Origin of the sequence: Campylobacter coli, assembly GCA_039516895.1 — a bacterium.
Classification (GTDB): Bacteria; Campylobacterota; Campylobacteria; order Campylobacterales; family Campylobacteraceae; genus Campylobacter_D; species Campylobacter_D coli_B.
In genome coordinates, this window is sequence record CP154437.1 from 825,803 (window position 1) to 847,999 (window position 22,197).

General features: G+C 30.8%; 23 protein-coding genes and 1 tRNA gene. 13 read left to right on the top strand and 11 right to left on the bottom strand.

The genetic code is table 11. From position 1 onward, the window contains the following. Window positions 1-51: 51 nt before the first annotated feature. Together AAID94_04095 and AAID94_04100 are read left to right on the top strand one after the other, a co-directional pair. Complete coding sequence (locus AAID94_04095) at window positions 52-579, top strand: thermonuclease family protein (protein XAK24703.1); 528 nt, start codon at window positions 52-54, stop codon at window positions 577-579. A gap of 9 nt (window positions 580-588) precedes the next feature. Next, a complete protein-coding gene (locus tag AAID94_04100; protein XAK24704.1) occupies window positions 589-762 on the top strand; it encodes a hypothetical protein in 174 nt (57 codons plus the stop codon). Between the two features lie 4 nt (window positions 763-766). Here the strand turns inward: AAID94_04100 and AAID94_04105 are convergent, their stop codons facing one another. From AAID94_04105 to AAID94_04125, 5 genes are all read right to left on the bottom strand, one after another. Continuing rightward, a complete protein-coding gene (locus AAID94_04105; protein XAK24705.1) occupies window positions 767-1,342 on the bottom strand; it encodes a hypothetical protein in 576 nt (191 codons plus the stop codon). A 76-nt stretch (window positions 1,343-1,418) separates the two neighbouring features. Further along, window positions 1,419-2,294: a tRNA 5-methoxyuridine(34)/uridine 5-oxyacetic acid(34) synthase CmoB gene (gene cmoB / locus AAID94_04110; protein XAK24706.1), complete on the bottom strand. Its 876-nt coding sequence runs from the start codon at window positions 2,292-2,294 to the stop codon at window positions 1,419-1,421. A gap of 418 nt (window positions 2,295-2,712) precedes the next feature. After that, window positions 2,713-4,488 carry a P-loop NTPase fold protein gene (locus AAID94_04115; GenBank protein ID XAK24707.1) on the bottom strand — a complete coding sequence of 592 codons (1,776 nt, stop codon included), beginning with the start codon at window positions 4,486-4,488 and terminating at the stop codon, window positions 2,713-2,715. Between the two features lie 252 nt (window positions 4,489-4,740). Continuing rightward, window positions 4,741-4,826, bottom strand: a tRNA-Leu gene (locus tag AAID94_04120). Window positions 4,827-4,873: 47 nt separating this feature from the next. Next, window positions 4,874-5,212: a F0F1 ATP synthase subunit C gene (locus AAID94_04125; protein XAK24708.1), complete on the bottom strand. Its 339-nt coding sequence runs from the start codon at window positions 5,210-5,212 to the stop codon at window positions 4,874-4,876. A gap of 245 nt (window positions 5,213-5,457) precedes the next feature. Here AAID94_04125 and AAID94_04130 point away from each other — a divergent pair, with 245 nt between their 5' ends. From AAID94_04130 to argH, 5 genes are read left to right on the top strand one after another with little or no spacing between them, the layout of a single operon-like run. Further along, window positions 5,458-6,792 (top strand): sodium-dependent transporter, encoded by a 1,335-nt coding sequence (locus AAID94_04130; GenBank protein XAK24709.1) that lies wholly within the window; start codon window positions 5,458-5,460, stop codon window positions 6,790-6,792. Between the two features lie 13 nt (window positions 6,793-6,805). Beyond that, a complete protein-coding gene (locus AAID94_04135; GenBank protein ID XAK24710.1) occupies window positions 6,806-8,155 on the top strand; it encodes a sodium-dependent transporter in 1,350 nt (449 codons plus the stop codon). Window positions 8,156-8,177: 22 nt separating this feature from the next. Next, entirely contained in the window at window positions 8,178-9,968 is a 1,791-nt protein-coding gene (locus AAID94_04140) for a biotin/lipoyl-containing protein (protein ID XAK24711.1), read from the top strand. A 12-nt stretch (window positions 9,969-9,980) separates the two neighbouring features. Then, complete coding sequence (gene pckA, locus AAID94_04145) at window positions 9,981-11,555, top strand: phosphoenolpyruvate carboxykinase (ATP) (protein XAK24712.1); 1,575 nt, start codon at window positions 9,981-9,983, stop codon at window positions 11,553-11,555. 9 nt (window positions 11,556-11,564) lie between these two features. Beyond that, window positions 11,565-12,950, top strand: a complete 1,386-nt coding sequence (argH, locus tag AAID94_04150) for an argininosuccinate lyase (protein XAK24713.1) — start codon at window positions 11,565-11,567, stop codon at window positions 12,948-12,950. A 5-nt stretch (window positions 12,951-12,955) separates the two neighbouring features. Here argH and ychF read toward each other — a convergent pair whose 3' ends face one another. The 6 genes from ychF to rpiB form a co-directional block, all read right to left on the bottom strand. Further along, window positions 12,956-14,059, bottom strand: a complete 1,104-nt coding sequence (ychF, locus tag AAID94_04155) for a redox-regulated ATPase YchF (GenBank protein ID XAK24714.1) — start codon at window positions 14,057-14,059, stop codon at window positions 12,956-12,958. Continuing rightward, window positions 14,056-15,507, bottom strand: a complete 1,452-nt coding sequence (locus AAID94_04160) for a leucyl aminopeptidase (protein XAK24715.1) — start codon at window positions 15,505-15,507, stop codon at window positions 14,056-14,058. The genes ychF and AAID94_04160 overlap by 4 nt, the downstream gene beginning before the upstream one ends. Further along, on the bottom strand, window positions 15,497-16,102 hold the full coding sequence (locus tag AAID94_04165; protein XAK24777.1) for a DedA family protein: 606 nt from the start codon (window positions 16,100-16,102) through the stop codon (window positions 15,497-15,499). Before AAID94_04165 ends, AAID94_04160 begins: the two co-directional genes overlap by 11 nt. A gap of 99 nt (window positions 16,103-16,201) precedes the next feature. Next, a complete protein-coding gene (apt, locus tag AAID94_04170; protein XAK24716.1) occupies window positions 16,202-16,750 on the bottom strand; it encodes an adenine phosphoribosyltransferase in 549 nt (182 codons plus the stop codon). Further along, window positions 16,747-17,079, bottom strand: coding sequence for a hypothetical protein (locus AAID94_04175; GenBank protein ID XAK24717.1), 333 nt, complete (start codon window positions 17,077-17,079; stop codon window positions 16,747-16,749). The genes apt and AAID94_04175 overlap by 4 nt, the downstream gene beginning before the upstream one ends. Next, window positions 17,079-17,516: a ribose 5-phosphate isomerase B gene (gene rpiB / locus AAID94_04180; GenBank protein ID XAK24718.1), complete on the bottom strand. Its 438-nt coding sequence runs from the start codon at window positions 17,514-17,516 to the stop codon at window positions 17,079-17,081. Before rpiB ends, AAID94_04175 begins: the two co-directional genes overlap by 1 nt. 169 nt (window positions 17,517-17,685) lie before the next feature. Here rpiB and AAID94_04185 point away from each other — a divergent pair, with 169 nt between their 5' ends. The 6 genes from AAID94_04185 (at window position 17,686) to AAID94_04210 (ending at window position 22,161) form a co-directional block, all read left to right on the top strand. Next, window positions 17,686-18,240, top strand: a complete 555-nt coding sequence (locus tag AAID94_04185) for a chemotaxis protein CheB (protein XAK24719.1) — start codon at window positions 17,686-17,688, stop codon at window positions 18,238-18,240. 12 nt (window positions 18,241-18,252) lie between these two features. Further along, window positions 18,253-19,041 (top strand): CheR family methyltransferase, encoded by a 789-nt coding sequence (locus AAID94_04190; GenBank protein ID XAK24720.1) that lies wholly within the window; start codon window positions 18,253-18,255, stop codon window positions 19,039-19,041. A 162-nt stretch (window positions 19,042-19,203) separates the two neighbouring features. Then, window positions 19,204-19,932: an amino acid ABC transporter ATP-binding protein gene (locus AAID94_04195; GenBank protein XAK24721.1), complete on the top strand. Its 729-nt coding sequence runs from the start codon at window positions 19,204-19,206 to the stop codon at window positions 19,930-19,932. 25 nt (window positions 19,933-19,957) lie between these two features. Then, window positions 19,958-20,737: a bifunctional adhesin/ABC transporter aspartate/glutamate-binding protein PEB1a gene (peb1A, locus tag AAID94_04200; protein XAK24722.1), complete on the top strand. Its 780-nt coding sequence runs from the start codon at window positions 19,958-19,960 to the stop codon at window positions 20,735-20,737. Between the two features lies 1 nt (window position 20,738). Continuing rightward, window positions 20,739-21,491, top strand: coding sequence for an amino acid ABC transporter permease (locus AAID94_04205; GenBank protein XAK24723.1), 753 nt, complete (start codon window positions 20,739-20,741; stop codon window positions 21,489-21,491). A gap of 10 nt (window positions 21,492-21,501) precedes the next feature. Beyond that, entirely contained in the window at window positions 21,502-22,161 is a 660-nt protein-coding gene (locus tag AAID94_04210; protein XAK24724.1) for an amino acid ABC transporter permease, read from the top strand. The last annotated feature ends 36 nt before the right edge of the window (window positions 22,162-22,197 follow it).

Here is a 22,197-nt window from a genome sequence, read left to right on the forward strand (position 1 = left end):
TCTCCTTTTTTTGTTAAAATTATGGCATATTTTTCAAAATTCAAGGAAACAATGAGAATAAATTATAAGAAATTATTTAATTTAAGAAAAATTGCAAGCGATCCTAAAAAACTTTTAGCATTTTTGATTTTTGCTTTAATGATTGCTTTTGTGCAAAATTATATAGTACAAAATCCTAGTTTTAAAGCTCAAGTGATTAGGGTGATTGATGGTGATACTATTGAAGTTATTGTTAATAATAAAACTAGCAAGATACGATTTTTTGGCATAGATGCACCTGAATTGAAGCAAAATTTTGGCAAGCAATCAAAAGTGGCACTTGATAAAATTTTAAAAGACAAGGAAGTTTATATTTTTTCTAAAGACAAAGATAATTATGGTAGAATTGTTGCTATTGTAAAGCTTAATGATATAGATATCAATCAATTTTTAGTGAGCCAAGGATATGCTTGGGCGGATACATATTATACTAATGCTTATATTAAAGAGCAAGAAAAGGCTCAGAAAAATAAACTAGGTCTTTGGAAAGATGATAATCCAATAGAGCCTTATAAATGGCGCAAACAAAATAGATTTTAAAGGCAGGTAATGAGAAAATATATTTTAATGCTAGCTTTACTTTTTGGAATATCAGGATGCTTTGTAAATGAAAGAGGAATTTCAAATCGGTTTTATGATGATTGTCGTGAGTATTATGATGCAAGCGGAACTTATCACAAAGAGTGCCCCAAAAATTGGGTAGATATTAAAATGACTCCTTGATGATTTATTTGCGTAAGGATGCGGATAATGCCGACCCTATGGCTTCGGGATTTACCGTGCTCGCTGGAGAATCAGAATTTTCTGCTGCTTTGACTGTGTTAATAGGAGGTCGTTTGAGTTTAAATATATGCTCATCTGTGCTAACAACTTGTATAGTTGCTTCAAACATTTTAATCTCTTTTACATGCCCTACAACTTTTACATCTCGCTTTTTAGAAGTTTCATCAAATAAAGCATGAGCTTCAAGTTCTAAAACATCGCCTAATTTAAGTGGAGCGTAAAAGAAACATTTTGAACCGATAACAACAGAGAATTCTTTATTGATCGAAGCTTGTGCGACATAGTTTGCAGCAGCAAAAATAAAAGCATCAAAAACTAAACCTTGTTCATCTACAACCATATCGCTTGTAGTGATAAGTATTGACTTTGCAAAATTTTTATCAAGCTCTATGATGGTTCCTGCTAAGGAGGTGTTGAGCTCCGGACAAGTTAAAAGTTCAGCTCTTACACGAGAAATATCCTCGGCGGATACATATTCTTCAAGCTGTGCATATTCTTCAAAAGTATCTTTTTTTGCCATTTTTGTGCCTTTGGTGTTTTATATTATCTACTTCAAAACATTTCTTGATACCATATCGGCTTAGTAAATAAAAAATTTATACCCTTATGCGAACATAGACTCTTTTGGGTGCTTCATAACCCTCAATGGTAAGGTTTTTATTGTTTGGATCTAAAAAATTTTCTAAAGAAAAAGAATCAATCCAATCTGTCTTTCTTTGCTCGTTTTCATCTGTTATTTTTGTAGCTAGAACTTCAAATTCCTTAAATCCTGCTCTTTCGCACCAATTTTTTAAAGCACTAATACTAGGAACAAAATAAATATTTGGAATTTTAGAATAGGTTTTATTAGGAACTAGAGCAATCTCTCTTGGATCTTCTATATACATAGTGTCTAAAAATACAGTTCCATTTTTATTTAAGCCTGCTTTTAAATCTTTTAGCATTTTTACGGGATCACTTCTGTGATAAATCACTCCAAGACAGAAAATCACATCAAATTTCAACTCATATTTTGGCAAATCCTCCACGCCTAAAAGCTCATACTTTATAGAAGTTTTAGCAAGAGCATTTATGAGTTCAAATTGTAAGCGATATTTGATCGAAGGATCAAAGCCTATGAGTTTTTTTGGATTAAATTCAAGCATTTTAAACATATAATAGCCGTTATTACAACCAATATCAGCAACACATTTTTGAGAAATTTCTTTCATAAAGGGTTTTAGGATATTGAATTTAATAAAGCTTTGCCATTCTGTATCGATGAAAAGATCATCTATTTTAAAAGGTCCTTTTCTCCATGGTTTTAATTCTTTTGCAAGTTCTAAAATTTCATTTTCTGCTTGAGAGTTTGTTTTTAGGATGATACTATCTTCTAAATAAAGTTTAGAATTTAGTTCAATTTTTTTCAAATTTTCAATTTTGGAAAATAGGGGATGATTTAAGAATTGTTTTTCAAGTGGATTTTCTTGCATGTTTTTCCTTGATAATCTAATTTTAAAATAATAACAAAAAGAATTTGATTGTAGGTTAAAATATGTAAAATTATACATACTCTAAAACATTTTTTTTATTATCTAAACTTCTATCCAAATAAAACTACGGTTTGATATCCTCTTTGTGATAAATCATCGATCGCATTCTTTGCTGCTAAAAAAGTTTAAAGTCTTTTTATTGAAAATAATTCAAGAGTTGTTTATCCTTGCTTCTACTTAAGTAGGATTTATACGGTTTCTAAATTTTATAGAGTAAAAATCAAGATTAGTTCTCAGTTCTTCTGCTGTATATTCAACTTCTTGCATTTGTGTATTAAATCCTTTGATTTTAATTTCAAAGAAATTTAACAAAAAATTACAAAAAGCAATGAAAAGCTTTTGTTTTGAAAGTTAGCAATTATTCTATTAGTAGCTTTCTTAATACACTATTTCGTGAATTTATATATTTTAAAACAATACTTTTTTTTATTTTATTTTCATCTAAATCCAAAAAATCCAAATAAGCTCGAAATAAATTATTGTTTAAATCATCATTAAAATTATGTTTTATATTCATATTTTTAGAAAAATGAATAAAAAATTTCTTACAAAAATCGTTATTTTCTTTAAATAGCTGTATTAATTCTTCTTTTTTAAAAAAATTATACTGTTTGATTGCTTCAGAATTAAAACTACTTTCTATATTTTCATAGCTATTGATAAAAGTATTAATATTTTCATACTTATTTGTTTTGTGTTTTTCTTTAGTTTTTTCATAATAACGCTTCCATTTTTTATTCCCTAATAATTTTAAAAGGTTCTTATCGGATTTATAATCATCGCGAAAATCAAATTCTAATTCTTCTACAACAAGAGCTTCCATATAATACTGATTAATTTTTTCTTCTATATCGCTTAATTTTTTCTTTGCAATTTGCGTATTTGCAATTTGTGCATAGATTGAAAGTAATTCTTGATAAAAACCATAAGAATAGTGTGTCATTCCATTTTTTGAATAAAAGTCTATTTTTAGGAGTGAATTTTCAATATCTTTTACAAATTCCTCATCGTTTAAATTACCTGCTAAATATTCCGTTTTGCAGTTTTGAAGTTTGTAATAAAGATCAATTTTTAAAGTTTGATAAAAATCGCGTCTTAGTTGGTATTTTTCTTCTTTGCTTAAATAAAACATATTTTTTAGGTATTTTTCATAAAGATAGTAGTTTGAAGAAAAGTCGTTTTCTTCTATTTCAATAGAAAGATATTTTTTAATTTGAAATATTAATGAGATGTAACTTAATTTTAGAGCATCTGTAAATGTTTTTTTATTATCATACTTGCAAAACAATAAAAAACATTGCGTGTTAAAATAATCTATATGTTCTAATATATGATATAGCAACCTTAGATTGCCATTGCATTGTTCTTTATATCTTTCAAAAATAATATTTTCAATAATATTCTTTATGTCGTTTGTAGTTTTGGTATATTTGCTTATCTTCTCTTTTATAATTGCTTTTGCTACTTCATCATTATTTCTTATGGTTATTTCACAGTCAATAATTTTTTCTTTGTATATTTGATACCAGTTTTTATTATTTTGCTTAGCTTGCTCTTCCTTAGCTTTTGATTCATATGCCTGAAGTAAACTATTAAGATCTTGTTTGGTTTCTTTTTTCTTATTATCTATGGTTGAATTATTGTCTTGTTCTTTTAATTCATCTTCGTGAAAAATCATAACAACATTACATTCTTTGTCTTCCTTGAGTAAATTTACAAGTCCTAAAATTTCTTTTAAAGAAAGATTATTAGATCTTCTTTCTATATTATCAAAACACACAATAATATTATTAAAGTCTTCTTTTTTTGCAAAAGAAAAAATAGTATCAGGTTCTATTTTTATAAACTCACAACTTGCTTTTTTTATAAGATTACTTGCAACATTAGAAGCTTTTTTTGTAAAAGAATTATAAGTTCCGTATAATTTAAAAACTATCTCTTCTAATATTTGCTTATAACTTTCTTTACCAAAAAGATCTATATAGACAACTTTTTTATCAGCATTTATTTCAGAAAGTTTATTTTCAACTTGTTTCCATAAATAAGTTTTACCTATGCCCCAAGCACCATTTATAGCCAAACATTTTTTAGAATTGTTATTTAAAAGATTTGCAATATTGTCAATTTTATTCACTATACACTCCTATAAAATATTTATGTAATTTAAGTTTTTAAAGCCATATGAGTTATGTATCCTTTAAAATATCCTTTTAATAACATTAAAATAGATTCTTTATATCAACTTTTTTCTAATTTTTTCGAGTAGAAATAAAAATTTAGGAAAATTTTTTAACATGAATTTTTTAATGGGGCGAACTTTAATTTCAGCTTTGCATAGTTCTAAATTCTATTTTACATATTTGATAAGTTTAATTCATAGTATAAATGGTGCGGTTAGCGAGATTTGAACTCGCACACGCGGAGCGCACCACCCCCTCAAGATGGCGTGTCTACCAATTCCACCATAACCGCAAAAAAGTAAAAAACAAAAGCCCTATTAAATAGAGCTTTTTTATAGATTAAGCAAAAACTATAAAAGGATTTGCATAAAGTGCTATAAGAGCGATTACAAGAGCGTAAATAACTTGTGCTTCTATCATCGCTAATGCGATAAACATTGTTGTCATTAATTTTGGTCCAAGCCCTGGGTTTCTAGCTGTTCCTGCTATGGTAGCTGCTGCAGTATTACCCATACCGATAGCACCACCTAGTGCAGCAACACCAAGTCCTAAACCTGCCGCTAAAACAGAAAACGCTTTGATCCATACATTGATAGCTTCTTGTTCAACAGGTGCATTAGCTTCAGCCGCGAAAGCAGTTGCTGCAAGAGCTAAAAATAGAAAAAGGATTTTTTTCATTTTACAACCTTTCTTTAAAATTTGATTAGAGATTTTTAATGTTTTAATTTTAAACCAGTTCGGCTTGCGTATCCCTACTTAAGATTTAAAATCAAGTTGAAAATATATCAAAAAATATCTTTAATTTTATTGAAATTTACTAAATTTCACATTTTTAAAGTATTTTTATCACTTTCATTAAAGATTAAAACTTTTTTTGCTTTAATAATACTTTAAAATAATTTTTTAATACAAGGTTGTAAATTTTGAATTCTAAATTTTCGAAAATAGGTTTTATTTTAGCAGTTGCTGGTTCAGCTGTAGGTTTAGGAAATGCTTGGAAATTTCCTACTTTAGTGGGACAAAGTGGAGGCTCTGCTTTTATATTGCTTTATATTATTTTAACTTTGGGTGTAGGATTTGTTATCTTTTTGGCTGAACTTAGTATAGGAAAGATCAGTGAAAAAGATCCTGTTAATGCTTATGAAAAACTTGCTCCTTCAAATAAAAAGGCTTGGTCTTACGCAGGTTTTACCATGATAGGAGCGATTTTAATTGTTTCTTTTTATACTTTAGTAATTGGCTGGATACTTAAATATGCATACTTAAGCATTAGCGGAAATTTATATCCTGATCTTGATACAAGTTCTGCTGAATTTGGAAAATTAATCTCAAGCGATTTTTTAAGTCAATTTATATGTTTTACTTTGATTTTTTTAATTGTTTTTTACACAGTATCTAAGGGCGTAAAAAATGGTATTGAAAAATTAAATGTTTGGATGATGCCAGCTTTATTTATCTTACTTGTTTTGATGCTTATTTATGCAATGACTAAAGATGGTTTTATGATGGCGGTTGAATTTCTTTTTGTACCTGACTTTTCTAAAATCAGCACTTCTAACGTTCTTGAAGCTTTAGGACTTGCTTTTTTTAGCTTGTCTTTAGGAGTAGGGACTATTATCACTTATTCGGCAAGTTTACCTGAGCGTACAAATTTTATTACTAGTACTCTAAATATCATTTTCATCAATCTTTTAATCGGACTTTTAATGGGTTTGGTCGTTTTCACCTTTATCTTTGAGTTTGGTTTTGATGCAAGCAAAGAGGGTCCAGGTCTGATTTTTGTTTCTTTAGCGACTTTATTTCAAAAACTTGGACTTATTGGGCATATTTTAGGAGCAGCTTTTTTTATATCTTTGATTTTTGCAGGTATTACTTCAGCAGTTTCTATGATAGAGCCTTTTGCTTTTTACTTAATCAATAGCTTTGGAATGAGCCGTAAAAAAGCTTTGATTTTGATAGGAATTATAGTTTACACCTTGGGAATTTTATGTATTTTGTCTTCTTTGGATTCGACAGCATTTAAAATTTTTGGTCTTAGTGTTTTTGATCTTTTAGATACTTTATCAAGTAAGATTATTATGCCTTTGGGTGGAATTTTAGCTGCTGTTTTTGTGGGTTTTGTAATCAAAAAAGAAGCTTTACAAATTTTGTTCGGTCCTTATATGAAAGGTATATTTTTTGAACTTTGGTATATCTTTTTAAGATTTATTTCGCCTTTGGCAGTTATCGTTGTTATGATTAGTGCTTTTTTAAAGTAAAATCGGATTAAAAATGAGAACATATTTTTCAAAAATAGGTTTCATTTTAGCTGTTGCAGGTGGGGCTGTAGGTTTGGGAAATGCTTGGAAATTTCCGACCCTAAGCGCAGAAAACGGCGGTTTTGTTTTTGTTCTTTTGTATTTATTTTTTACTTTAAGCATAGGCTTTAGTATTTTTTTAGCTGAAGTATCTATGGGACGTTTAAGCAGAAGTGATTTAGCAAATGCTTATTATACTCTTGCAAAAAACCATGCCAAAAAATGGCGTTATGGTGGAATTTTCACTTTGGGTGGAATTTTTGTTCTTTCTTTTTATTTGGTAATTATGGGCTGGGTTTTAAAATATGCTTTAACCAGTCTTTATTATTTACCTAAAAATTTAGAGCAAGCAGGAAGTGATTTTTCTACTTTGATCAGTGTTGATTTAAGCAATTCCATTTTATTTTTTTCTTTATCTTTTTTTCTTACCTTATTGATCGTATCTAAGGGTTTGATAAAAGGTATTGAAAGATTAAATGTGCTTATAATGCCAAGTCTTTTTATCATGCTTGTTTTTATGTTGTTTTATTGCATGAGTTTTCAAAGTGGTTTTAAGCAGGCTTTTTCTTATCTTTTTTATCCTGATTTTTCAAATTTTAAATTAAGTTCTATTGCTGAAGCTTTGGGGCTTGCTTTTTTTACATTGTGTTTAGGTATAGGTTGTATAGTGACTTATTCTGCGGCTTTAAGTAAAAAAATAAATTTTATCAAAAGTTCTATTTTTATAGTTTTAATTAATCTTCTTATCTCATTTATCATGGGGCTTATAGTTTTTACCTTTATATTTGAATTTGGCGCAGATCCAAATGTGCAAGGCGCAGGAATAGTATTTGTATCTTTGATGAGTTTGTTTAATGAGCTTGGAATTTTAGGTTATGTTTTAGCCTTTTGTTTTTTCTTGGCTCTTTTTTTTGCAGGCATTACTTCAGCAGTTTCGATGATAGAACCTTTAACATTTTATGTGGTTAATAATTATAAAATTTCTCGCATTAAGGCTTTATTATTTATAGGTTTTATTGTTTTTGTATTAGGAATTTGTTGTATTTTGTCTTTAAATATTCATTTTTCTAGTTTGTTTAATTTTTTTGGAAAAGATTTTTTTACTCTTTTAGATAAGGTGACCTCTAATATTTTACTTCCCTTAGGGGCGATTGTAAGTTCTATATTTGTAGGTTTTTTTGTGGATAAAAAGCGAATTTATAAAATATTTTCCAAATTTGTAAATCGTCAAATATTTACAATTTGGCTATTTTTTATTCGTTTTATATCACCTATAGCAATTATTTGCATAATGTGTTATCAAATTTTTGTTAAAATTTCTTAATTATTTCATATAAGGAAAATAAATGGCTAAAAAATTTATAGATGTTATGGATACAAGTTTTAGAGATGGTTTTCAATCTGTGTATGGAGCTAGAGTCTTGATGCAGGATTTTTTTCCTGCAGTAGAAGCGGCTAAAGAAGCAGGAATAACTCATTTTGAATTTGGAGGTGGAGCAAGGTTTCAAAGCCTTTATTTTTACCTTAATGAAGATGCTTTTGAAATGATGGATAAATTCCGTTCAATTGTAGGAAAAGATGCAAATTTGCAAACTTTGGCAAGAGGTGTAAATACTGTTACCTTGGATACGGGAAGTAGAGAGCTTATTGATTTGCATGCTAAGCTTTTTGCTAAACATGGCACTACAACAATTAGAAATTTCGATGCTTTAAACGATGTAAATAATCTTAAATTCAGTGGTGAATGTATTAAAAAATATGGCTTAAAACACGAAATTACAATCACTTTAATGGATCTGCCACCAAACTGCCAAGGTGCTCACGATGTATTCTTTTATGAAAGAATATTAAAAGAAATTTTGGCTGCTGAAATTCCTTTTGATAGTATTTGCTTTAAAGATGCTAGCGGAACTTCAAATCCAAATAAAATTTATGAAACCATTAAAATGGCTAGAAAAAATTTACCACAAGATGTGCATATAAGGCTTCATACACATGAAACTGCAGGGGTGAGTATAGCTTGTTATTTAGCAGCTTTGGAAGCTGGGGTTGATGGTATAGATTTAGCAGCAGCTCCTGTAAGTGGTGGTACTTCACAGCCTGATATTTTAACTATGATGCATGCTTTAAAAGGCAAGGATTATGATTTGGGTGGATTAGAAGAAGAAAAGATTTTAAAATATGAAGCAGTTTTAAGAGATTCTTTAAGAGAGTATTTTTTACCACCTGAAGCTACAATGGTAAGTCCTTTAATTCCATTTTCTCCTATGCCAGGTGGAGCCTTAACTGCTAATACTCAAATGATGAGAGATAACAATATACTCGATAAATTTCCAGAAGTTATTCATGCTATGCGCGAAGTTGTAGAAAAAGGTGGTTTTGGAACTTCTGTAACCCCTGTTTCTCAATTTTATTTTCAACAAGCTTTTAACAATGTTATGTTTGGACCTTGGGAAAAAATTGCTGAAGGTTATGGAAAAATGGTATTGGGGTATTTTGGTAAAACTCCTGTCGAGCCTGATGCTGAAGTTAAAAAACTTGCAGCTAAGCAGTTAAATTTAGAACCTACCACAGAACTTGCTATTGATATAGCTGATAAAGATGAAACTAAAAGTATAGCTTATGTTAAAAGCTTGCTTGAAAAAGAGGGCATAGCAGTAAGCGAAGAAAATATTTTCATTGCTGCAGCTTGCAAAGAAAAAGGAATAGCATATTTAAAAGGCGAAGCTAAAGTTAATGTACGTAAAAATGCTCCTGTATCAAAATCAAATTCTATCGGAGTTGATGAGAATAAATTCACAGTTTCAGTTAATGGAAATAAATATCATGTAGAAGTAAGTGCTGGCTTTGATAAAGATGTAAATATTAAAAGTGTTCGCAAAGCAGATACTCAAGAGGATATTACGCAAGATGTGGATTCAAGTGAAGGTATACAAGCTGGAATTTCTGGTAATGTATTTAAAATTTATATTAATGAAGGTGAAGAGGTAAAATCAGGACAAGTTGTTATGGTTTTGGAAGCCATGAAAATGGAGATAGAGGTTAGTGCACCAAAAGATGGCATAATAGAAAAAATTTGTGTCAAAACAGGTGATAGTGTTAGCGAAAATAATTTAGTCGCAATATATAAAAAATAATTGAGGTCGCAAATGAAGAAATTCGAAAATTTGGGTTTAGAAAATATAAAAAAAGTTTATCATAATTTAAGTTTTGATGAGCTCTATGAGCATGAAAAGAAAAACGAAGAAGGACAATGCACGGATAATGGAACTTTTGCTGTAGATACAGGAATTTTTACAGGAAGAAGTCCAAAAGATAAATATTTTGTAAAGCAAGATCCTTCTAGCAAATATATAGCTTGGGGCAAAGTAAATCAGGCAATCACCAAGGAACTTTTCGATGAGCTTTTAATGAAGGCTAGAAAAGAATTAAGCAATAAAGAAATTTATGTGCAAGATGTTTTTTGTGGTGCTTCTTTGAAAAGTCGTAAAGCTATAAGATTTGTAACTGAAATCGCATGGCAAGCACATTTTGTAAAAAATATGTTTATTCGCCCTAATGATAAAGAGCTAGATGAATTTAAGGCTGATTTTATCGTTTATAATGCGTGCAAATGTGTCAATAAAGACTATGAAAAGAATGGTTTAAATTCTGAAGTTTTTGTGATTTTCAACATAGAAGAAAATATCGCAGTTATCGGTGGAACTTGGTATGGCGGCGAGATGAAAAAAGGAATTTTTTCTATGATGAATTATTGGCTACCGCTTGAAAATAAGCTTTCTATGCATTGTAGCGCAAATGTTGGTGAAAAAGGCGATGTTGCGCTTTTCTTTGGCCTGAGTGGCACTGGAAAAACAACTCTTTCTACGGATCCAAAAAGAAGGCTTATAGGCGATGATGAGCATGGATGGGATGATGAAGGAGTGTTTAACTTTGAAGGTGGATGTTATGCAAAAACTATCAATCTCGATCCTGAAAGTGAACCTGAAATTTATGGAGCGATTAAGAGAAATGCACTTTTGGAAAATGTGGTTTTAAGAAGTGATAAAAGTGTAGATTATAGTGATGCTTCAAAGACTGAAAATACTAGAGTTTCTTATCCTATAGAACATATAGAAAATCATGAACCAAGCTTAAAAGCAGGTCATCCAAAAAATATTATTTTTCTAAGTGCAGACGCTTTTGGAATTTTACCTCCTGTAAGCAAGCTTAGCAAAGAGCAAGCTATGTATTATTTTTTAAGTGGCTATACAGCAAAAGTAGCTGGAACAGAAAGAGGGATTACAGAGCCTCAAGCTACCTTTTCAGCTTGCTTTGGTGAGCCTTTTATGCCTTTGCATCCGACAGTTTATGCAAGATTACTTGGAGAAAAAATTGACAAACATGAAGTGAATGTTTATCTTGTAAATACAGGCTGGAGCGGTGGAAGCTATGGCGTGGGTAAAAGAATGAGTATAAAAGCTACTAGAGCTTGCATTAATGCTATTTTAGATGGAAGTATTACACAATGTGAATTTGAAAATTTTGATGTATTTAATTTGGCTATTCCTAAAACCTTAGCTGGTGTAGAAAGCTCCCTTTTAAATCCTATCAATACTTGGCAAGATAAGGATGAATTTATCGCTACTAGAAATAAATTGGCAAAAATGTTTAGTGATAATTTTAAACGCTATGAGGATGTAAAAGAGGGTGTAGAATACAGCCAGTTTGGACCTAAAATTTAAGGTGTATAAATGAAAAATGAGATGTGGTCAGGACGCTTTAGTGAAGCAAGCAATGAGCTTTTAAAAGAATTTAACGCAAGTTTAAATATAGATAGAACTTTGTATATGGAGGATATACAGGGTTCTATCGCCCATGCTACCATGCTTGAAAATTGTGGAATCTTAAAAAAAGATGAGCTAGAGGCTATTGTAAAAGGCTTGGAGCAAGTTAGAATCGAGATAGAGCAAAATCGCTTTGTTTTTAATATAGAAGATGAAGATATTCATATGGCTATAGAAAAGCGTTTAAGTGAGCTCATCGGGAGTGAAATAGGAGGAAGACTTCACACAGCTCGTAGTCGTAATGATCAAGTTGCAACTGATTTTAAATTATTTACAAAAAAATCTCATTTAGAGCTTATAATGCTTTTAAAAAATCTCATTCATACTTTACTTGCCCATGCTAGAATGCACAAAAAAACTATTATGCCAAGTTTTACGCATTTACAGCATGCACAACCTATAAGTTTTTCTTTTTATATTTTAAGCTATGCTTTTATGTTTATGCGCGATATCAAGCGTTTGCAAAATAGTTTAGAGCTTGCGGATTTTTCTCCCTTAGGTTCTTGTGCGTGTGCGGGAACTAGTTATGCAACTAACCGTAATCTTAGTGCCCAAATTTTAGGTTTTAAAGACATTATGCCAAATGCTATGGATGGAGTAAGCGATAGGGATTTTGCGCTCGATTTGCTTTATGATATAGCAGTGATTTTTACACATACCTCAAGACTTTGCGAAGAGATGATTTTATTTTCTGCTTCAGAGTTTGGATTTTTGACTATAAGCGATAGTTTTTCAACAGGAAGCTCTATTATGCCACAGAAAAAAAATCCTGATGTTTGCGAGCTTATACGTGGAAAAACAGGGCGTGTTTATGGAAATTTGATTTCTCTTTTAACGATTATGAAAGCACTTCCTTTAGCTTATAATAAAGACATGCAAGAAGATAAAGAAGGGCTTTTTGATAGTGTTAAAACAGCAAAAGATAGTTTGATTATTTTAAATGCTATGTTAAAAGAAGTGAAAATCAATAAAGAAAATATGTTAAAATCTTGTAAAAAAGGACATTTGCTAGCTACGGATTTGGCAGATTATTTGGTTCGAGAGAAAAATATTCCCTTTAGAAAAGCGCATTTTATAGTAGGCAATGTAGTTGCGCAAGCTGAAAAACAAGGGATTGATATAAGCGATATTGAAGATCTTTCAAAAATAGATCCTATTTTTGATGATAAAGCAATGAAATTGCTTGATTTTGAAAATTCTTTAAATTCTAAACAAAGCGAGGGTTCAAGCTCTGTTGCTAGTGTAGAAAAACAAATTCAAATTTTAGAAAGATTTCTTAAAAGTTTAGGCTAGTTTGCCTAAACATTAAATCTAAAGTGCATCACATCGCCATCTAAAACGATATAATCTTTTCCTTCAAGACGCAGTTTTCCTGCTTCTTTGGCACCATTCTCTCCTTTATAAGCGATAAAATCTTCGTAAGAAATCACTTCTGCTTTGATAAAGCCTTTTTCAAAATCATTATGAATCACGCTTGCAGCTTTTGGAGCTTTCCAACCTTTCTTAATCGTCCAAGAGCGCACTTCTAAAACTCCTGCTGTAAAATAGCTTATCAGTCCAAGTTTAGAAAAAGCAGTGCGTATGATTTGATCAAGTCCGCTTTCATTTACACCTAAAGAGCTTAGGAATTCAGCACTTTCCTCATCGCTTAAGCCGACCAATTCCTCTTCTATCTTGGCGCAAAGCTTGATGACCTCATGATTGTTTTTATTGGCATAGTCTTTTAAGATTTTTACATACTCATTATCTTCGCCAATGCCATTTTCATCAACATTTGCTCCATAAATCACTTCTTTAGCAGAAAGTAGTCTTAATTCTTTATTTAAAGCTTGAAAAATCTCATCTTCTTTTTGTGAGTAGGTGCTAGCTGGAAGACCTTTATTTAAATGTTCAAGTAAAGAATTTGCCATCTCAAGACTTTCTTTTGCACCTTTTGTGTTTGCTCTAGCTTCTTTATTGAGTTTTTCTATTTTTTTACCAAGCTGTTCTATATCTGCTAAAATAAGCTCTGTATTGATAATCTCAACATCCCTTAAAGGATCAACACCTCCTTCAACATGAGTAATATTTTCTTCATCAAAACATCGCACAATGTGTAAAATTACTTCTGTTTCGCGTATATTGGAAAGAAACTTATTTCCTAATCCTTCACCCTTGCTCGCACCTTTTACAAGTCCTGCAATATCTACAAATTCTATCAAAGAATGCATAATTCTTTCAGGCTTTACAATTTTGGCAAGTTCATTTAGTCTTAGATCAGGAACTTCAACCATAGCCTTATTAGGTTCTATGGTGCAAAAGGGATAATTTGCACTTTGGGCATTTTGTGCCTTGGTTAAGGCATTAAAAGTGGTTGACTTTCCAACATTTGGAAGACCTACTATACCGACGCTTAAACTCATTTATTTTTCCTTAAAAGATGAATTAAAAAATTAACACACATTCTAACTCCTGCTCCACCGGCACCAAAGCTATTATAGCCCCAAGATTTTTCCGTGTAAGCAGGTCCTGCTATGTCAAGATGGAGCCATTTATCTTTGTATTCTTTGCGTATGAATTTATCTAAAAATAATCCAGCTGTAATCGCACCACCATAGCGACTAGAAGCAGTATTGCTAACATCTGCGATATTAGATTTTATAAGCTCTTTTAAGTATGGGTTAAAGTGCAAGATAGTCGCATATTCTCCGCTTTTTTTAGAGCTTAAATAAAATTCGTTTTGTAATTCTTCATTATTTCCCATAATACCACTTGTAAATTCCCCAAGACCTACAACGCAAGCTCCTGTAAGAGTTGCCATATCAATAAGCAAATCAGGTTTTAAATCTTGAGCATAAGATAAACAATCAGCTAAAACCAAACGCCCTTCAGCATCGGTATTTCTAACTTCTATGCTTACACCTTCGCGTGAAATTAAAACATCATCTGGCTTATAAGCGTTTCCGCCTATCATATTTTCAGTTGCACCTAAGATACAATGTACTTCTAGTTCTAAAGCAAGTTCAGCAACCGCTTTGATAATCCCCATCGCAGCTGCAGCTCCGCTTTTGTCTGCTTTCATAGTAAGCATATAATCGGCAGGTTTTAAACTTAAACCACCACTATCGTAGGTTAAACCTTTGCCTACAAATACTACACGCTTTTTAGCATTCTTAGCTTTGTAGCTAAGATGGATCAGACGCGGTGGATGAGCAGAAGCACGATTAACAGCTAAGAATGCATTCATTTTCTCTTTAGCAAGAAATTTTTCATCATAAATTTTGCATGTAATATTTTTATTTTCTTTAGCTAAATTTTGAGCATCTTCTACCATTTTTAAAGGAGTGTAAATTTCAGGAATTTCGTTGACTATATCTTTGGTAAAATTTGTCGCATTAGCTAGAATTTCACCACGCAAAAGACCTATTTTTGCTTCATCAAGATTAAATTTTTTAGCATTTAGTTCTTCAGTAGAGATTATAATTTTTTTCAAAGTGCTTTCTTTTTTTTCGCTTTGGTATTTGTCAAATTTATAAGCTCCAAAAAGTACACCCTCAACTAAAGAAGCAAAACTTCTTACAACGCAATCACCTAATATACTAGGAAGTTTTACACTTTTAATATTTAATTTTTCTAAATTTTTATAAGCCGTATAAAGTGCTAATCTTATATCCTCATAATTTAAACTTTTAAGCTCTATAAATAATCTTTTATTATTTAAATCGAGTAAATTTCCCTCGCCTGTATAGTTGCTTAATTTAAAAAAATCTTTTTCGTTTGCGAATGGTTTTAAATTTTTATCTTGTATAAAAACAAGTTCAAAATCTGCTTTTATACTATGAATTTTTTTATCGCTTAATTCAAATATCATTTTTTTTCCTTTTTTCTTTAAGTATAGCTTTTTCAATTTGTTTAAAGGTGAAAACAAGTAAAGATAAAAAGCATATTATCATAATGGCAGCTAAATACCAATGATTTTTAGCCCAGGTTAAAAAATTCTGGATTAAATTACCAAAATGCCAAGCTAAAAGTATGGTAATAGCAGCCCAAACCCAAGCACTAAGAAGATTGATAATAGCAAATTTTTTAGCGCTATAACGCGTAATACCTATGCTCATAGGGATTACAGTTCTAAAACCATACATATAGCGTTGTATAAAAATAATAGGCCAGCCAAAACGTTGCAAAAGCAAGTGGGCTACGGCAAATTTGCGTCTTTGTGAACGGAGTTTCTTTTGGATATAGCGTTTATTATATCTTCCTATATAAAAATAAATTTGATCCCCAACAAAGCCGCCCAATCCAGCTATAAATATAGCTAATACTACATGCATTTTTCCATCATGGGCTGCAAGTCCAGCAAAAATAAGTCCAAGCTCGCCTTCTAAAATACTCCAGCAAAAAAGTATCAAGTAACCCCAAGTTTCAACATGCTCGTTCCAAATTCTTATAATAAATTCTTCCAAAGAAAAGTCATTTTTAACCAAACCATGAATCACATAGATTATTAGAGCAATTAAGACGATAAAGATAAAAAATTTAAACCATTTTCTCATCACACCCTCCTAAAATTCTAAAACGCTATATACAGAACAATGCTTTTGTAATTTTTCTTCACCGCCTAAGTTTTTCAAATTCATTAAAAAACAAGCCTCGATACATTCTCCTCCTGCTTTTTTAATAAGCTCAAAAGAAGCAAGTGCTGTCCCACCTGTAGCTATAAGATCATCTACAAGTAAAATTTTTGCATTTTTTATATTTCTAAATGCATCTTGATGAATTTCTACTCTATCTGTCCCATACTCAAGCTCATATTCGCAAGAATAGGTATTGGAAGGAAGTTTGTTGGGTTTGCGTATAGGAACAAAAGGTAAATTTAATTTAGCGCAAATCATTGCTGCGAAAATAAAACCTCTACTCTCAGTTCCTGCTATAAAATCTAAATTCATACTTTGATAACGCTTACTTAAATGATCCAGTAGAAAAGATAGGGCTTTTTGATTATTAAGTAGGGTTGTAATATCTCTAAAAATGATACCTTCTTTTGGAAAATTTGGAATAACGCGTATGCTTTCTGATAAAAATTGTTGTTCGTTTTGTGTAAGTTTTGTCATAATAATGCCTCAATTTTTGCTTCTAACTCTTTAATTCTTTGTCTTAGTTTATCATTTTCTAAACGGTATTGTGAATTTCTTGTTCTTAAAGAAGTTAAATCCGCTTTTATTTTATTTAGCTCTTCGGTTAAAATATCGATATTTCCAAGGCTACGTTGAAGTTGAATTTGGAGTTTTCTAATGACTATTTCAGTATCATCAAGATTATTTTTTATAAAATCTTTTGAAGTTTTTTCTTTATTGAGTAGGGTTTTATAATAAAACAACATAACAACCAAATAAATAGTAGCACAAATAAGTGCAGTAAAAATAAGCCAATTTGCAAACATTAACAATCTACCTCAATTTTTTGAATTCTTTTTACATGTCTACCTTGATCAAAAGGTGTTTGAATAAAATTTTCTATCATATCAATAGCCGCATCAATGCCAATCAATCTGCCCCCAAAAGCCAAAACATTTGCATCGTTATGCTTTCTAGCAAGTTTAGCACTCAAGCTTTCATTGCATAAGGCACAGCGAATATTTTTATGACGATTGGCAGCTATAGAAATTCCTATCCCAGAGCCGCAAATTAAAATCCCAAAACTTTGTTCATCTATTTTGGAGGCTAACAAATGTGCATAATCTGGATAATCACAACTTGTAGGATTATTTGTTCCAAGATCATCAAAAGGAATTTGCTTTTCTTGAAGAAAAGCACAAATTTTTTCTTTAAGCATAAAACCTGCATGATCGCTAGCAATATAAATTTTTTCTCTAAGCATAAAAATTCCACAATTTTAAAAATTAAAGCGTCTATATTAACATAACAAATCATAAAAAAAGCTTTTTGTTTTCAAAATAAATTTAAAACTAAGCTTTATTTTTTGTATATATGTTACAATATATATTTTAAGAATTTTAATCCATTTTAACAAATAGAGGGAAAATTAAATGAAACTCCTATTGATAGGATCATCCACCGGAGGCCCCAATCAACTGAAGTTTTTATTAAAAGATGTGGATATAAAAAATACTTGCGTAGTTATAGCTCAGCATATGAGTGCAAGTTTTATACCTTCTTTTGTAAATCAGTTTAATAAAGAAGCCTTAAGCGAAGTAAGTCTTTTAAACGATAAAGAAGTTTTGACAAATAAAATTTATATTTGCCAAAAAAATACTATTTTATCAGGAAATTTAAATCTTATGGCAAATTGGAAAGAAGTTGCTACAAGCTTTAAACCGAATGTGGATTTGTTATTTCACTCGGCTGTGCCTTTGATAAAGACAAATAAAATTTTAGCTGTAATACTAACAGGAATGGGAGATGATGGGGCTAAAGGGTTGTTTGAATTATATAAGGTAGGGGTAAAATGTTTGTGTGAAAATGAGGCTGATAGTATTGTATATGGTATGCCAAAAAGAGCAAAAGACATAAATCCAAAATTAAGGCCTATGAGTTTAAAAGAAATTAAACAAGAAATTTTAAATTTTATAAATGAAGAATGAGGGTTTGAATTTATGGAAGAAAAAATTAATCCTAGTGAATTAGAACTTAATGAATTTATCAAGATTGTTAATGAAATTAGTGGTATAGATTTAAATGAAAAAAGAAATATTTTAGCTTTAAAATTATCAAAATTTGTTTCAAATGCAGGTGTAAAAACTTTTGCTGAATTTTTAAGCAAGCTTCGAATCAATAGACAACTTAGGCAAGATACTTTAGATTTTGTTACCATAGGAGAAACATATTTTTTAAGAGAATTGTCGCAATTAAAAGAGATTATTTATTATGCTAAAAGCCTCGAAAAAACAGTAAATATTTTAAGCGCTCCTTGTTCTAGCGGTGAAGAGGTGTATTCTATGGCGATTTTAGGAGCTCAGAATTTCCTTAAAGATATGATGATTTTAGGTATTGATATAAATTCAAGCGTAATCGAAAAAGCAAAAGCGGGTAAATATCAAGGTAGAACTTTACAACGTCTAAGTGAAAGCGAAAAAAGAAGATTTTTCACAGATATTGGAGACCAAACATTTAGTATCAATAAAAGCGAACTTTGCACATGTAGATTTGAACTGTGTAATGTTTTTGAAGATAAATTTTTAAGGCTTGGAAAATTTGATATTATCGCTTCTAGAAATATGATGATTTACTTTGATTATGATTCTAAAATTAAACTCATGGAGCGTTTTTATCAAATTTTAGCTGATAATGGCAGGTTATATGTGGGCAATGCTGATTTGATTCCTGAAACTGCATTTTTCAAAAAAATTTTTTCACCTAGAGGTGTGTACTATGAAAAAATTTGATTATATTTTCTTAAATTTTACAAAAAGTTACACTTTTTTATATCTTCATTAAAATAAAGTTACTATCTTTAGCTTAAATTTTTGATTTTAATGCTATAATATTGTCAATATAATAAACCCTATTATTATTAATTTTTAAGTTTAATCAAAAAAGGAAAGATTTTGATAGAGTTAAGAAATGTAAATAAATATTATGGAACCCATCATGTTCTTAAAAATATTAACCTTTGCGTTAAAGAAGGCGAAAAACTTGTTATTATAGGTCCTAGTGGAAGTGGAAAAAGTACCACTATTCGTTGTATGAATGGACTTGAAGAGGTGAGTTCTGGCGAAGTTGTTGTAAACAATCTTGTTTTAAATCATAAAAATAAGATTGAAATTTGTAGGAAATATTGTGCTATGGTTTTTCAACATTTCAATCTTTATCCTCATATGACTGTTTTACAAAATTTAACTTTAGCTCCTATGAAACTTCAAAAAAAATCGCGTCAAGAAGCCGAAGAAACAGCCTATCAATATCTTAAAGTGGTTGGACTTGTGGATAAGGCAAATGTTTACCCAGCCACACTTTCGGGTGGACAACAACAACGTGTTGCTATCGCAAGAGCGCTATGCACTAAAAAACCTTACATCTTATTTGATGAGCCTACTTCAGCACTTGATCCTGAAACTATACAAGAAGTTTTGGATGTAATGAAAGAAATTTCTACACAAAGAAATACAACTATGGTTGTGGTAACTCACGAAATGGGTTTTGCTAAAGAAGTTGCCGATAGAATTATCTTCATGGAAGATGGCGCTATTGTAGAAGAGAATGTTCCTAGTGAGTTTTTTTCTAATCCTAAAACCGAAAGAGCAAGACTCTTTTTGGGAAAAATTCTTAAAAATTAAACCAAATTTTGAAAGGAGAAATAATATGGTTTTTAGAAATTCTTTATTGAAATTAGCAGCACTTGCTTTAGGAGCTTGTATGGCTTTTACTAGTGCAAATGCAGCTGAAGGAAAACTCGAAGCTATTAAAGCCAAAGGAGAGTTAGTTGTAGGTGTAAAAAATGATGTGCCACACTATGCTCTACTTGATCAAGCTACGGGTGAAATTAAAGGCTTTGAGGTTGATGTTGCTAAAATGCTTGCTAAAAGTATTTTAGGAGATGAGAAGAAAATCAAACTTGTAGCGGTAAATGCTAAAACAAGAGGTCCATTACTTGATAATGGTAGTGTTGATGCGGTTATAGCAACTTTCACTATCACTCCAGAGAGAAAAAGAGTGTATAATTTTTCAGAGCCTTATTATCAAGATGCTGTAGGGCTTTTAGTTTTAAAAGAGAAAAATTATAAATCTTTAGCAGATATGAATGGTGCTACTATAGGTGTAGCTCAAGCAGCAACTACTAAAAAAGTTATCAATACTGCAGCTAAAAAAATAGGCGTTAAAGTAAAATTCAGCGAATTTCCTGATTATCCTAGTATAAAAGCAGCTCTGGATGCAAAAAGAATTGACGCATTTTCAGTTGATAAATCTATTTTGCTAGGCTACAAAGATGAAAATAATGAAATTTTACCTGATAGTTTTGATCCTCAAAGCTATGGCATAGTTACAAAAAAAGATGATGTAAATTTTTCAAATTATATTGACGAATTTGTAAAACAAAACAAAACTGAAATCGACGCTTTAGCTAAAAAATGGGGTTTATAAAATGAATGAGAGTGTAGGCTTTGTGGATAAATTAAGGCAACTCCTTAGTTCTTGGGGTTTATATGATGAAAGTAGTACAAATCCTTTTGCGATTTGGAAATTTGTAGACGCTTTGGATAATGGAGATGCTTTTATTAGCGGTTTTATTTATACTTTAGAAGTGAGTATTCTTGCTTTGCTTATAGCAATTGTTTTTGGAACTATAGGCGGTGTAATGGCTACAAGTAAAATTAAAATCCTAAGAGCCTACACTCGAGTGTATGTTGAACTTTTTCAAAATATTCCCTTGGTGATACAAATTTTCTTTTTGTATTTTGCTTTACCAGGCTTGGGAATCCATCTTGATATTTTTACCATCGGTGTTTTGGGTATAGGTGCTTATCATGGTGCTTATGTAAGTGAGGTTGTAAGAAGTGGAATTTTATCTGTTCCTAGGGGACAATTTGAAGCTTCAAGCTCTCAAGGTTTTACTTATATTCAGCAGATGCGATATATTATAGTTCCACAAACTATAAAAATAATCCTACCACCGATGACAAATCAAATGGTAAATTTGATTAAAAATACTTCTGTATTGTTAATTATAGGTGGAGCAGAACTTATGCATTCTGCAGATAGTTATGCTGCTGATTATGGAAACTATGCTCCTGCATATATTTTTGCGGCAATTTTGTATTTTATCATTTGTTATCCTTTGGCGTATTTTGCAAAAGTTTATGAAGACAAGCTTAAAAAAGCTCATTTAACAAGATAAGGGGTTTGGTATGGAAAATGTTTTTAATGCTCAAAATATTGAATTTTTAATGCAAGGTCTAGCTCTTACCCTTAAAATTGCCTTGGCAACTTGTATCATATCTATCGTTTTTGGGACTTTTTTAGCTATTACTAAAAATTATGGGGATAGATTCAGTAGATTTTTAGCAACTTGCTATATTGATATTTTTAGGAATACTCCATTGCTTTTATGGATGCTTGCTGCTTGTTTTGTTTTACCTTCATTTTTTCCACAAATGCCACAAGCTTTTTGGGGAACTATAGGATTTTCATTATATACAAGTTCTGTTATGGCTGAAATTATACGTGGTGGTTTAAATTCTATTCCAAAAGGACAATTTGAAGCAGCTTATTCTCAAGGGTTTGGTAAATTTTTTACTCTTTTTTATATTATCTTGCCTCAAACTTTTAGAAAAGTTGTTCCATCTTTGCTTTCTCAGATTGTGACTACTGTAAAGGATACAGCTTATTTAGCAGGCTTACAAATAGCAGAGCTTACTTATAATTCTAAAAATATCTTAGCTAGACTTACGAGTTTTGATGAAATTTTAGCCACTATAGGTTTTGTCGCTCTTATTTATTTTGCTATATGTTTTTCATTGTCTATGCTTGTAAGATATTATGCTAAAAAAACCGCTTATGTTTCGTAAAAAATATGTATTTTAATCTAAGAGTTTGAAAATTTA